This window comes from Noviherbaspirillum phoenicis (assembly GCF_047237965.1).
Classification (GTDB): Bacteria; Pseudomonadota; Gammaproteobacteria; order Burkholderiales; family Burkholderiaceae_D; genus Noviherbaspirillum_A.
On record NZ_JBDFLX010000002.1, the window covers coordinates 319,391 to 331,306 of the forward strand.

13 protein-coding genes are annotated in these 11,916 nt (G+C 64.8%); 5 read left to right on the plus strand and 8 right to left on the minus strand.

Annotation, left to right across the window (positions count from 1 at the left end):
• Positions 1–49: 49 nt before the first annotated feature.
• Together ABC383_RS21030 and cueR are read left to right on the plus strand one after the other, a co-directional pair.
• Positions 50–2,494: a heavy metal translocating P-type ATPase gene (locus tag ABC383_RS21030; RefSeq protein ID WP_413016894.1), complete on the plus strand. Its 2,445-nt coding sequence runs from the start codon at positions 50–52 to the stop codon at positions 2,492–2,494.
• Positions 2,491–2,895 carry a Cu(I)-responsive transcriptional regulator gene (gene cueR, locus ABC383_RS21035; RefSeq protein WP_413016896.1) on the plus strand — a complete coding sequence of 135 codons (405 nt, stop codon included), beginning with the start codon at positions 2,491–2,493 and terminating at the stop codon, positions 2,893–2,895. Before ABC383_RS21030 ends, cueR begins: the two co-directional genes overlap by 4 nt.
• 89 nt (positions 2,896–2,984) lie before the next feature.
• Here cueR and ABC383_RS21040 read toward each other — a convergent pair whose 3' ends face one another.
• The 8 genes from ABC383_RS21040 to ABC383_RS21075 all read right to left on the minus strand — a co-directional run bounded on the left by ABC383_RS21040 (position 2,985) and on the right by ABC383_RS21075 (position 8,707).
• Complete coding sequence (locus ABC383_RS21040) at positions 2,985–3,191, minus strand: heavy-metal-associated domain-containing protein (RefSeq protein WP_413016898.1); 207 nt, start codon at positions 3,189–3,191, stop codon at positions 2,985–2,987.
• Positions 3,192–3,356: 165 nt separating this feature from the next.
• Entirely contained in the window at positions 3,357–3,680 is a 324-nt protein-coding gene (locus tag ABC383_RS21045) for a copper-binding protein (protein WP_413016899.1), read from the minus strand.
• Positions 3,681–3,727: 47 nt separating this feature from the next.
• Complete coding sequence (locus ABC383_RS21050; protein ID WP_413016901.1) at positions 3,728–4,636, minus strand: CopD family protein; 909 nt, start codon at positions 4,634–4,636, stop codon at positions 3,728–3,730.
• A gap of 3 nt (positions 4,637–4,639) precedes the next feature.
• Entirely contained in the window at positions 4,640–5,011 is a 372-nt protein-coding gene (copC, locus tag ABC383_RS21055) for a copper homeostasis periplasmic binding protein CopC (protein ID WP_413016903.1), read from the minus strand.
• A 27-nt stretch (positions 5,012–5,038) separates the two neighbouring features.
• On the minus strand, positions 5,039–6,406 hold the full coding sequence (locus ABC383_RS21060; protein ID WP_413016905.1) for a multicopper oxidase family protein: 1,368 nt from the start codon (positions 6,404–6,406) through the stop codon (positions 5,039–5,041).
• Positions 6,407–6,420: 14 nt separating this feature from the next.
• The gene (locus ABC383_RS21065) at positions 6,421–7,839 is read right to left on the minus strand and encodes a TolC family protein (RefSeq protein ID WP_413016907.1); all 1,419 of its coding nucleotides are present in this window, start codon (positions 7,837–7,839) and stop codon (positions 6,421–6,423) included.
• Between the two features lie 11 nt (positions 7,840–7,850).
• On the minus strand, positions 7,851–8,177 hold the full coding sequence (locus ABC383_RS21070; protein ID WP_413016908.1) for a hypothetical protein: 327 nt from the start codon (positions 8,175–8,177) through the stop codon (positions 7,851–7,853).
• A gap of 104 nt (positions 8,178–8,281) precedes the next feature.
• Positions 8,282–8,707 (minus strand): hypothetical protein, encoded by a 426-nt coding sequence (locus ABC383_RS21075; RefSeq protein WP_413016910.1) that lies wholly within the window; start codon positions 8,705–8,707, stop codon positions 8,282–8,284.
• Positions 8,708–9,013: 306 nt separating this feature from the next.
• On the opposite strand from ABC383_RS21075, the gene ABC383_RS21080 reads away from it, so the two are divergent.
• The 3 genes from ABC383_RS21080 to ABC383_RS21090 all read left to right on the plus strand — a co-directional run bounded on the left by ABC383_RS21080 (position 9,014) and on the right by ABC383_RS21090 (position 11,833).
• On the plus strand, positions 9,014–9,430 hold the full coding sequence (locus ABC383_RS21080) for a DUF411 domain-containing protein (protein WP_413016911.1): 417 nt from the start codon (positions 9,014–9,016) through the stop codon (positions 9,428–9,430).
• Positions 9,431–9,612: 182 nt separating this feature from the next.
• Positions 9,613–10,875: a flavin-dependent oxidoreductase gene (locus ABC383_RS21085; protein ID WP_413016913.1), complete on the plus strand. Its 1,263-nt coding sequence runs from the start codon at positions 9,613–9,615 to the stop codon at positions 10,873–10,875.
• Positions 10,876–10,897: 22 nt separating this feature from the next.
• Positions 10,898–11,833, plus strand: coding sequence for a LysR family transcriptional regulator (locus ABC383_RS21090; RefSeq protein WP_413016915.1), 936 nt, complete (start codon positions 10,898–10,900; stop codon positions 11,831–11,833).
• Positions 11,834–11,916: the final 83 nt, after the last annotated feature.

Sequence of the window (11,916 nt, forward strand, 5' to 3'; positions counted from 1 at the left end):
TCAAGCCAGCGCTTGACCTTACCATCGCGGTAAGGTTTATCCTGCAGGCATGAAACTGGAGAATGCCATGGATGCTGCCGTCAAATCCGCCGTCGCGCCGCTCGATCTGAGCTTCAAGGTCGAAGGCATGACATGCGCTTCCTGCGTTGCCCGCGTCGAAAAGGCCCTGAAGGCCGTTCCGGGCGTGGAGAGCGCCTCCGTCAACCTGGCCACCGAAAAGGCCACCGTCCGCGCCAACCCGGCACTTCCGGTCGATGCGCTTTCGGCCGCCGTGGAAAAGGCGGGCTACGACATCGCCAGCGACACGGTGTCGCTTGCGATTTCCGGCATGACCTGCGCGTCCTGTGTCGGGCGTGTCGAAAAGGCATTGAAGAAGGTGCCTGGCGTAACTGCAGCCTCGGTCAACCTGGCTACCGAAAAGGCCCAGGTCACTTCGGTGGGCGTACCGCTCGAGAAACTGCTCGCCGCCGTCGAGAAGGCTGGCTACGAGGCGGCGCCCGTGTCCGAGGGCGGCGTTGCGGAAACGAAGGCAGAAGCCGGCCTGCCTGGCTGGTGGCCGGTTGCTGTGGCTGCGCTGCTCAGCGCGCCGCTGGTGGCGCCTATGCTGGCGATGCCATTCGGCCTGCATTGGGCCTTGCCTGGATGGCTGCAGCTTGCGCTGGCCACGCCGGTGCAGTTCTGGCTCGGCGCGCGCTTCTACAAGGCGGGCTGGAAAGCCGTGCTTGCCCGGTCCGGCAACATGGACCTGCTGGTCGCACTTGGCACCAGCGCCGCTTATGCGCTTTCGCTGTACCTGCTCCTCCGGCATGGCGACCATGCAGGCATGGGCCATCTCTATTTCGAGTCGTCGGCGGTGGTCATCACGCTGGTCCTGCTCGGCAAATGGCTGGAGGCGCGGGCGAAGCATCAGACGGTGGCCGCGCTGCATGCGCTGGAATCGCTGCGGGCCACCACGGCCATCGTCCGGCGCAATGGCCGGGAAGACGAAGTCCCGGTATCCCAGGTGCGCGTGGGCGACATGATCGTCGTGCGCCCCGGCGACCGGGTGCCGGTGGATGGCGAAGTGACCGAGGGCAGCAGCCACCTGGATGAATCGCTGCTGACCGGCGAAAGCCTGCCAGTGACCAAGGGCGAGGGCGACACCGTCACCGGCGGCGCGGTCAATGCGGATGGCATGCTGGTTGTGAAGGCCACCGCGGTCGGCGGCGACACCATGCTGTCCCACATCATCAAGCTGGTGGAGGATGCGCAGGCAGTGAAGGCGCCGATCCAGCGCCTGGTCGACAAGGTCAGCGCCGTCTTCGTGCCGGTGGTGCTGCTGATCTCCCTGGTCACCCTGCTCGGTTGGGGGTGGATGACCGGCGACTGGCAGCAGGCGCTGCTCAATGCGGTGGCGGTCCAGGTGATCGCCTGCCCGTGCGCGCTCGGCCTTGCCACGCCCACTTCCATCATGGCGGGTACTGGCGTGGCGGCACGCTACGGCATCCTGATCAAGGATGCCGAGGCGCTGGAGACCGCGCATGCGGTCAATGTGGTCGCCTTCGACAAGACCGGCACGCTGACCGAAGGCAAGCCGGCGGTGGTGGCGGTCGAAGCGGCTGCCCGTCCCGAACGCGAGCTGCTGGAGATGGCCAGGGCCGTGCAGCAGTACAGCGACCATCCGCTGGCCAAGGCCGTCCAGGCGGAGGCCGCCAGGCAGGGCATAGGCCTGCGGGCCGCCACCGCTGCTCAGGCGCTTGCCGGCCGTGGCGTACGCGCCGACGTCGATGGTTCGACCGTCTATCTGGGCAACAAGCGCCTGATGCAGGAAATCGGCCTTGCGACCGCCGGCATGGAACAGGCGGCCGCAAGGCACGAGAGCGCGGGGCGCACGGTGTCGTGGCTGGCCATACAGGCCAATGGCGGCACCGAGCTGGCTGGCCTCTTGGCATTCGGCGATACCCTGAAGCCATCGGCCAGGGCCGCGGTGCAGCGGCTGCAGGCCATCGGCGTGGCATCCGTGATGCTGACCGGCGACAACCCGGGCAGCGCCCGCGCCGTGGCTTCGGCTGTGGGCATCAGTGACTTCCGGGCCGAGGTGCTGCCGGGCGACAAGGCCGACGTGGTCGCCGCCCTGAAGAAGGATGGCAAGACAGTAGCCATGGTTGGCGACGGCATCAACGACGCGCCCGCACTGGCCGCGGCCGACGTCGGAATCGCCATGTCGACCGGGACCGATGTGGCCATGCATACGGCCGGCATCACGCTGATGCGCGGCGAGCCGACGCTGGTGGCGGAAGCGATCGACATCTCCAAGAAGACTTACCGCAAGATCCAGCAGAACCTGGGATGGGCTTTCATCTACAACATCGTGGGCATTCCGCTGGCGGCCCTTGGTTACCTGAACCCGGTGATCGCTGGCGCCGCAATGGCCTTTTCCAGCGTGTCCGTGGTGTCGAACGCGCTTCTGCTCAGGCGCTGGAAGCCGGCATTCACCGAAGGAGGAAAACAATGAATATCGGGCAGGCGGCGGAAGCTTCTGGCGTGACCGCAAAGATGATCCGCTATTACGAGAGCATCGGCCTGATATCGGCCGCAAGCAGGACCGATTCCGGCTACCGGCAATACACCGACAGGGATGTGCAGACGCTGCGCTTCATCAGGCGCTCGCGCGACCTGGGTTTTTCCATCGAGCGCATCAGGACCCTGCTCGGCCTGTGGGAAGACCGCGGCCGCAAGAGCGCCGACGTGAAGAAGCTGGCGCGCCAGTACATTGCCGAGCTGGACCGGGATATCGAGAAGCTGCAGACCATACGCAACGAACTGCAGAATCTGGCGGACAGCTGCCACGGCGACCAGCGCCCGGACTGCCCGATTCTTGACGAGTTGGCCACCGCGCAGCACGCCTGCCACTGATGCTGCGGCATGCTGCGGCTGACCCGCATGAAAATTTTCCGGAATCCGGACGACGGGCGGCATGCATTGGCCACGCCGCCCTTGCGCTCTTAAACTGTTGCGCTTGCCGTCACCGGATAACCGGCGTCACTGATGGCTGACTTCACCGCATCCAGGCTGGCCTGGCTATCGATGCGCACCTTCTTCGCGGCCAGGTCGACATCGACTCGTGCATTGCCATCGACCGATTGCACCGACCGGGTCACGCTCCTGGCGCAGCCGCCGCAGGTCATGCCTTCCACTTGCAGTTCATACATGGTGTGTTCTCCTTTACCAAAATAGGAGTTCAATGTAGACCTTCCCGCAATGGGAAGGTCAAGCACTGCATGAAAAAACGCCGGGTGCGAGGCTGGTCCATGCAACGTACCTGACGAAACGGCCCGGCATCATCATGCCCGCCTGCCCAGCTGAGTCTCCCCGGCCTACTGCTGCTTCTCCAGCCGGGTTACGGTAAGCTGGCCATTCGGCTCTTCGGCCACGAAGTTGATCTTGTCGCCGACTTTGACCTGGTCCAGCATCGCCTTGTCCTTGACGCGGAACACCATCGTCATCGCATCCATGCCCAGATTGGCAAGGGGACCATGCTTGATCGTCATTTTTCCCGTGCCCTTGTCTATCTTCCTGACTTCGCCGGTCGACATCGCATCGGCCGCGCCTGCGGTTGCCTGCGTTGCCTGGGCAAGGGCCGCCGGCATGGGCGACAAAGCCAGCGCGGCGAGGAGTGCTGCTGTGGAAAATGCGTTCATGATGAATTCCTTATTCAGTTTCACGAGGTTGTTGAAGCGTTTCGGGATCACTGCCCAGGCGGAGCGCTGCCGGTCAGGGCAGCGGCAGCAATCAGGACAAGCAGGAGAGCTAGGGATTCGATTCGCAGCACCGTAATTACTTTGCGCAGGCCGGCCTGGGAGGCCGCCGCGGCGGGCAGGCCGACCAGCTTGTTGAATCCACCCAGCGCGATAGCGACCAGGACGAGCGCAAGCTTGAACAACAGGACGTTTCCATATTCCGCGTCAACCAGGTCACGCGGGCTGCCCAGGACGCGGTAGGCGTTATAGGCGCCGCTTGCCAGGATGGCGGCCAGCGCCGCAGCCGCCCAGTTCGACATCGACGCCAGGTAGGCGGCACGCTCTCCGGACGGTGGCGCATCGTTGGCCAGCACATGGGGAAGCACCAGCCAGCCGGCGACGAAGACGATGCCCGTCCATAGCGCCATCAGCAGCAAATGCAGCCATTCCACCGCGACGGCGACACTGAACGGCCCTTGTTCAAAGGCGTGGCCGATGGCGACGCGCGTAGCGGCCACCAGCAGCAGCAAAGCGGCAAGGCTGCCCACATAGGCCTTGCCGGCGTCGGGCCGGTCCAGCAAGCAGTGCGCAGCCATGGTGACGCCAAGAACGACAAGGGCTGCGACGCCAGCGTGGCCATAGTGGGTGGTTGCCATCATCCGAGCAAAGACGGGCCAGGCATCCAGCCATGCGACGTCGCCCATCAGGGACGACTCCGTCCAGAGGGACAGGAAGACCGCGGCGGCGCAGACAATCAGCCCCGCCGACATGGCTGACGACAGCCGCTTGCCGGTAGTCCGCTGCCAGCCCGCGGCCTGCTTCAGTAGCCAGAATCTCGACGCCAGCACGCCGGCTATCCAGGCGAAGCTGGCATTGACCAGCGCCGTTGCCGCAACCTGCGGAAGCGTCGATTCCATGGCTCACTTCACAGTGAAGGCGTAATTGCCCTTGCGCCGGTGGCCGTCGTGCCCGACGCTGACATACTCGACCTTGTACTTGCCCGGCGCGAGAGCCGGCACGGACAGCTTCATGACGGATGGGTCGGCAGCATCCATGCTCGCCTTGTCGGCGGTGACTTCCCTGCCGGTGCTGTCGAACAGCCTGGCATTGCTGAAGCCCGCTTCCAGCTTTTCGTTGAACTGCAGGGATATTTCCTTTGGTGCAGTGGTGACTACCGCATCCTTTGCTGGTGAAGCGCTTTTGAGCGTCGCATGCGCCCACGCGGATGAAAAGCCTGCCATTGCGGCGGAGGCGAGGAGTGCGGAAAGAACGGATTGTTGAAATGCCTTCATCTGAAATCCCTGGCTATTGGTCGACAATTAGTGATGATGGCCTTGCGGCTTCCTGACGTTGAGTTCCACGCCGGAAGCCGGCGTCCTTGCCTGTGGCGCTTGCGCCGCCGCTGGCGTGTCGCCGGTCCATTCATAGGCAACGGTGCCCGGAGGATGCTTGTACCAGCCCGGGTCGCTGTAATCACCGGGCTTCTGGTTTTTGCGGATTTTCACGGTAGTGAACATGCCGCCCATTTCGATGTTCCCGAACGGCCCTTCGCCGGTCATCATCGGCAGGGTATTGTCCGGCAGCGGCATCTCCATGCTACCCATCGACCCGCCGCGTTCGCCCATGGCCATGTAGTCAGGCACCAGCTTGTTGATCTTCTCGGCGACGCCCCTCTGGTCGACGCCGATCATCGTCGGCACGTTATGCCCCATCGCGTTCATGGTGTGATGCGACTTGTGGCAGTGAAAAGGCCAGTCGCCCGGCTCGTCGGCGATGAATTCGATGGCCTTCATCTGGCCGACGCCAAGATCCGTCGTGACCTCGGGCCAGCGGCCCTCCGGTCGTATCCAGCCGCCATCGGTGCCGGTCGTGACGAACTCGTGGCCGTGCAGGTGGAACGGATGATTGGTCATGGTCAGGTTGCCGATGCGAATGCGCACCCGGTCGCCCTGGCGCACATTCATCGAGTCGATGCCCGGGAATACCCGGGTATTGATGGTCCAGAGGTTGAAGTCGAGCATGGTGGATGTCTTGGGCGTGTAGCTGCCGGGTTCGATGTCGTAATTGCCGAGCAGGAAAACGAAATCCCGGTCGGCGCGCATGAAGTCCGGGTTCTTCGGATGCGTGACCCAGAAGCCCATCAGGCCCATCGCCATCTGCACCATCTCGTCGGCGTGCGGATGATACATGAAGGTCCCGGGCCGCCTGGCGATGAATTCATAGACGAAGGTCTTGCCCGGCGGGATGGCGGGCTGGGTCAGGCCGGCGACGCCATCCATGCCATTCGGCAGGCGCTGCCCATGCCAGTGGATGCTGTGCGCCTCGGGCAGCTTGTTGGTCACGAAGATGCGCACCCGGTCGCCTTCGACGACTTCAATGGTCGGGCCGGGCGACTGCCCGTTGTATCCCCACAGGTTGGCCTTCATGCCGGGAGCGAATTCCCGGACCACCGGTTCGGCGACCAGGTGGAATTCCTTGACGCCGCCGTTCATCCTCCAGGGCAGGGACCAGCCGTTCAGGGTGACGACCGGGTTATACGGCCGGCCGTTGGGCGGCGCCAGCGGCGCCTGGGTGGCTGCGCTGGTCATGATTGCCGCTTCCGGCAGGGAGGCCGCGCCGACACGGCTGACGACCCCGGCGCCGACCATGGTGGCGGCGCTGGCCAGGAAATTTCTACGTGACACCATCGCTGTTCCTTTAATTAATGTTGAGGCTGGGCTTCCGTGAAAGCCTGGCCGCGTATTTCGGTGGAGCCGCCGCTGCCATTGCCATTGATGGCGGCCTGCAGGTTGGTCTCGGCAATCCAGAAGTCCCGCTGCGCTTCGATGGCGGCATTGACGCTGCTCACCTGCGCGCGCGAGTCGGTCAGCAGTTCGAAGACGCTGGCAAGCATGCCGTTGTAGCGCAGCAGCACCTCGTCCGAAATGCGCTTGCGCAGAGGCACCACTTCATCGCGGTAATGCTTCGCGATGTCATATCGGGTGCGGTATGCGGAGTAGGCTTCCCGTACTTCCGAGCGTGCCCGGATCGCCGTATCTGCAGTCTGCTGAACCGCCTGCATGTAGATCGCCTCTGCCCGGGCGCGGCGCGCCGTGCCCCAGTCGAACAGCGGAAGCGCCAGTTCTATTTCATAGCCATTCTGTCGCGGCGCGCCGGTCTGGCTCTTGTTCGCATAGCCGAGTTCAAGCACATTGATAAAGCCCGTTGCGCGGGTCAGCCCCAGCGCGGCCGCCGTCGCCGATGCGCCCTGCCTGGCGATCTGCACGTCGAGGCGCTGCTGCATGGCGCGCGCCTCGGCATCGGTCCCATCATTGGGCGCCTTGGGCAGGTCCGGCAGCCGGTCCGGAATCCTGTAGTCGATCGCGGCGCCCCACAAGCCGAGCAGGCGGGTCAGCTGCTCCCGCGCCGCCGTGGCGTTATGCCGGGTTCTGGCCAGCTGCGTCGTCGCATCCGCATAGAAGGCCTGCTCGCGGGCCTGGTCGAGCTTGCTCCAGTTGCCGACCCTGCTCATGCGCCGCGCGAGCTCGGCGCCGGCTTCCGCGGCATTGACGACCTGTTCGGCGTATTGCACGGACTGCTGCGCGCCGACCGCGTTGAAGTAGGCCCGCCTGGTATCCGCCGCCAGCCGAACCGCCTGGGCGGCGGTCTGCAGCTTGGCCTGTTCGAAACGGCGGCTTTCTATGCCGGTGCGCAATGGCAGCGTCAGCAGGCCAACGAAGTCGAACAGGATGCTGCGGTCGATGTCGACTTCGTCGCCGCCGCGCATTCGTCCAAATGAAAAGCCGGGATTGCGAAGGCGGCCCGCCTGGACCAGGTTGGCTTCGGCAATGCCCAGTCCGGCAAAAGCAGCCTGCAGGCCCTTGTTGTTGGCCAGGGCGATCCGGACGGCGGTGTCGGGCGTCAGCGGCTGTGCCAGAAGCTGGCTGACCGCGGCTTCGCTTGCCGCGCTCTCGGCGGCGGATTTGTCACGCTGCACACTCAGGCCGGTACGTTCCCTGGTCAGGGCAGAAACGGAATCCAGTCCGCCGTCCCTGGAGAAGGTTGCGCAGCCTGTCAGGACCAGGGCCGACAACGCGATGGCAAGCGGTTTTACGCCTCCTGCATTTCGGTGTATGGGCATTCTTGTTTTCCTTAATGATGATGACTGCCGTGCCCGGCGTTCGGGCCAGCCGGCGCAGGCGCAGCGAGGGGCGCTGCGGCAGGCGCATCGGTTTGGGACGCCCCATGCCCGGCATGCGTGTCCTGGCCTGCAACTGCCTGATTGGCGGTGCGCCAGGTTTCGTCCGGGGAGCCTTGCTCGTCGGACGCGGCGCGGTAGTCGCTGAACGCCGAGACATACCGCGAGGCTGGAACGGGTGCGTCCGGGTCGGCAGGGCCGGTTTGCGGTGCTTGCTGCGCCAGGGCGGCGAGCGGCAGGAGCGCCAGCGCGGCTACTACGGGCCAATGGGTGAACGACATGATTACCTCGAAATCGATAGGGTAGGCGCGCCAGGGCGCGCAAACCGCACCGGGACGCAGGTCGCCGGGCGAGCGTCGCCCGGCGTACCTGGCTCAGTACGCGATCAAGCGGTAATGCGTTTGGGAGGACGTTCCAGGCCGCCCGGCACCACGCTGGCAAGCGGGAGCGGCTGGGAAGCGACTGCGGGCAGGGAGCCGCGGCAGGATGAAATCGCATCCGTTGCACACGGCGGGGCGACGGCTCCCACGCAGCAGTTTGCGCAGGCACTGCAGGCCGAGTGCGGATGTTTTGCGTCAGATGGCTTGTCAGGCGACGGCTTCACTGCTGTGCCGTCGTCTGCCGCAGCAGCATGCGCCGTATGCATGGGCTCATCTTCATGATGATGATGGGATTGCATGGCGATTGCGACGCCGCTTGAACCGTTCAGTCCCGTCGGGCCGCAGGCGGTCTTCATGACGGCAGCTATCCCCTGGAAGGGCAGTGCGGCCAGCAGCAGCCAGAGCAGAAGGGTCTTCAGGAAACGGTTCATTTATTCACTTTACTATTCCGTGCGGCATTCCTTCCACCGCACCGGCTCGCATTCTAAGCTTTCCTACGAAGGGAAGGTCAAGCGATTTTTCGACTGATCAGGCTGGCGGAGGTTTTTGGATGCATCACCCGCAAACATTGACGGTGCGGTGCGGTGCGCTGCTCGTGCAAGGCAAGGCACGCGCCGCTACCTAAAATGTAGACTTGCAGGGTACAGGCGTGTCACCCCGATGCGCTTGACCTTCCCACCGCGGGAAGGCGTAAGGTATTGGCACCTTTCACCAGCCAAGTCCACAACGGAGCGAAAATGAAGAAGTTACTGATAGCAAGCCTGCTTGTCGCCGCATCGACGCTCGCCCATGCCGCGGGCGAATCCATTACCGTCTACAAGGACCCGAACTGCGGCTGCTGCAGCGCGTGGATCGAGCATCTGCGTGAAGCCGGCTACAAGGTGAAGTCAGTCGACTCCGGCGATATGGCCGCCGTGAAGAAGCGCCTTGGCGTGCCCGAGAGCCTGGAGTCCTGCCACACCGGCGTGGTGGACGCGTCGGGCCAGGTCGTGGAAGGGCATGTGCCCGCCACCGCGCTGGCGAAACTGATTGCCGCGCCCGCGGTGAAGGGCGTGGCGGTGCCGGGAATGCCTTCCAACTCGCCCGGCATGGGCAAGATGAACGGCAAGCTCGTCACCGTCGACTTTGCAGGCAAGCAGTTCTCGAAGGATTAGGCAGCCGCGGCGGGCATGACCGGCCCGCTGGCTCGGGTGCTGGTCCACCAGGCCGCTGCCCATTCATAAGCAATTCTTTTGAATTGATATGAAATATGAATTTTCCCAATGCGACGGGTTGATGTCTAATGGCCCTTTTCCGGCATTGCTTTCGAACGCCGGCGTGGACAAAAGGAATCGGCATGCACCCTCATCACTACGACGTTGCCATCATCGGCGCCGGCATTGGCGGCCTGACCCTGGCGCTTAGCCTGCACCAGCAGGGCATTTCCTGCCGCGTGTTCGAGGCGGCGCAGCAAATCCGTCCGCTGGGCGCCGGCGTCAACCTCTTGCCGCATGCCGTGCGGGTGATGGATGAGCTGGGCCTGGCCGGACGCCTGGCCGAGGTGGCGGTCACGACCAAGGAGTCCATCTTCTTCAACAAGTTCGGCCAGTTCGTCTACAGCGAGCCGGCCGGACGTGACGCCGGTTATGCCTGGCCGCAGTTCTCTATCCATCGCGGCGACCTGCAGATGGTGCTGCTCGATGCCGTGCATGAGCGGCTGGGCAAGGAGGCGGTGCAGCTCGGCTGGCGCTGCCTGGGCGTCGAGCAGGATGATGCCGGCGTCATCGTGCGTTTCGACGACGGCGAAGGACATGAACGCGAGCCCGCCCGCGCCGCGCTGGCGGTGGCCTGCGACGGCATCCATTCGGCGGTGCGCAAGCAGTTCTATCCCGACGAGGGCGCGCCGCGTTATTCCGGCGTGAACATGTGGCGCGGCACCACGGTGCTGCCGCCTTTCCTGTCGGGGGCCAGCATGGTGCGCGCCGGCTGGCTGTCGGTGGGCAAGATGGTGATCTACCCGATCCGCAACAATGTCGACGGCCAGGGCAGGCAGCTGGTCAACTGGGTGGCCGAGATCGAGGCGCCGCAGCCCGCGCGCCGCGACTGGAATCGTGGCGGCCGTCTGGAAGACTTCTTCCCCGCCTTCGCCGACTGGCATTTCGACTGGCTGGACGTGGCCGCCATGCTGCAGGCCACCGAGACCATCCTGGAATATCCGATGGTGGACCAGGACCCGCTGCCGAAATGGAGCTTTGGCCGCGTGACGCTGTTGGGGGATGCTGCCCATCCCATGGTGCCGCGCGGCTCCAACGGCGCCGGCCAGGCCATCCTCGACGGCCCCAGCCTGGCGCAGCAGATCCGCACCTTCGGCGCGACCGCGAAGGCGCTGGAGGAATATGAACGCATCCGCCTGAAGGCGACGGGCGAAGTGGTGCTGATGAACCGGGTGGCGCCGCCGGACGCCATCCTGCAGACCGTGCATGAACTGACCGGCGGCAAGCCGTTCAACCGCATCGAGGACGTGATCAGCCGCGAAGAGCTGCAGGCGGTGTCGAACCGCTACAAGCAGGTGGCCGGCTTCAGCGTGAACGCACTGTCCCAGTCCGCGCCGGCTCGCTGACGCAGGTGTTCGCGGTGCCCGCATGAATATATCGACGCGCCAGCTCAAGGCCTTCCTGCTGATTGCGCAGCTGAAGAACTTCACCCGCGCGGCCGAGCGCCTGCACATCACCCAGGCCGGCCTCTCCGTGATGATGCGCGAGCTCGAAGTCCAGCTTGCCAGCAGGCTGTTCGACCGCACCACGCGCTCGGTGACGCTGACGGCGGCTGGCGAGAAGCTGCTGCCGATCGCGCAGGCCGCGGTGGAAGGGCTGGAGCAGGTGGCGGCGCAGCTGGACGCCATGTCCGACAAGGCGCGTTACCTGCTGCGGGTGGCCGCCACGCCGCTGGTGTCCTCGACCCTGATGCCCTCGGTGATCAGCCGCTTCCGGCAGCAGGTTCCCGACGTCACGATACGTGTCGTCGATACCGACCTCAAGCAGGTGCAGGCGCTGGTGGAGAGCGGCGCCGCCGACTTTGGCCTGGGATTCTTCTTCGAAGGCAGCAAGAGCATCGAGCGCAGGCTGCTGTATGACTTCCCGCTGGTGCTGGTCGGCCCGTTGCAGTCGCAGGCCGACGATGCCGCCATGCCCACGCCGGCCAAGCCGGTGCCATGGGACAGCCTGCGCGAGCAGACGCTGATCGGGCTGCCGCCCGACAACCCGATCCAGCAGCTGGTCGACCGGCAGCTTGCCAGAACGGGCCACGCCGATGCGGATCGTGCATCGTTCAACCATTTCGACACCCTGATCGCCATGGTGGCCATCGGCCTCGGATCGGCGGTGATTCCGTCCTTTGCGATGCCGGCATGCCGCCGCCATCGGGTCAGCGCCGCGCCGCTTGTCCAGCCCCAAGTCACCGCCGGCTTCCACCAGATCGCGCGCAAGGGCCGCGGCAAGCCGTTCTATATGGCCGAGTTCACCGACCTGCTGATCGCGATGCTGCCGCAGATGGCGGCGGGAGAGAGGCTGCCGCCCTGACACGTCGATGCGGGAACGCCGGAAAGCGGCTGATCGTTCACAATGGCGCGCTGCGCTTGCAGCGCAAGGCCATGCATAAAAAT

Bases quoted from the DNA above. Each gene is read 5' to 3' on its own strand.
- ABC383_RS21030 (WP_413016894.1), top strand. From the start codon at position 50: ATGAAACTGGAGAATGCCATGGATGCTGCCGTCAAATCCGCCGTCGCG.
- cueR (WP_413016896.1), top strand. From the start codon at position 2,491: ATGAATATCGGGCAGGCGGCGGAAGCTTCTGGCGTGACCGCAAAGATG.
- ABC383_RS21040 (WP_413016898.1), bottom strand. From the start codon at position 3,191: ATGTATGAACTGCAAGTGGAAGGCATGACCTGCGGCGGCTGCGCCAGG.
- ABC383_RS21045 (WP_413016899.1), bottom strand. From the start codon at position 3,680: ATGAACGCATTTTCCACAGCAGCACTCCTCGCCGCGCTGGCTTTGTCG.
- ABC383_RS21050 (WP_413016901.1), bottom strand. From the start codon at position 4,636: ATGGAATCGACGCTTCCGCAGGTTGCGGCAACGGCGCTGGTCAATGCC.
- copC (WP_413016903.1), bottom strand. From the start codon at position 5,011: ATGAAGGCATTTCAACAATCCGTTCTTTCCGCACTCCTCGCCTCCGCC.
- ABC383_RS21060 (WP_413016905.1), bottom strand. From the start codon at position 6,406: ATGGTGTCACGTAGAAATTTCCTGGCCAGCGCCGCCACCATGGTCGGC.
- ABC383_RS21065 (WP_413016907.1), bottom strand. From the start codon at position 7,839: ATGCCCATACACCGAAATGCAGGAGGCGTAAAACCGCTTGCCATCGCG.
- ABC383_RS21070 (WP_413016908.1), bottom strand. From the start codon at position 8,177: ATGTCGTTCACCCATTGGCCCGTAGTAGCCGCGCTGGCGCTCCTGCCG.
- ABC383_RS21075 (WP_413016910.1), bottom strand. From the start codon at position 8,707: ATGAACCGTTTCCTGAAGACCCTTCTGCTCTGGCTGCTGCTGGCCGCA.
- ABC383_RS21080 (WP_413016911.1), top strand. From the start codon at position 9,014: ATGAAGAAGTTACTGATAGCAAGCCTGCTTGTCGCCGCATCGACGCTC.
- ABC383_RS21085 (WP_413016913.1), top strand. From the start codon at position 9,613: ATGCACCCTCATCACTACGACGTTGCCATCATCGGCGCCGGCATTGGC.
- ABC383_RS21090 (WP_413016915.1), top strand. From the start codon at position 10,898: ATGAATATATCGACGCGCCAGCTCAAGGCCTTCCTGCTGATTGCGCAG.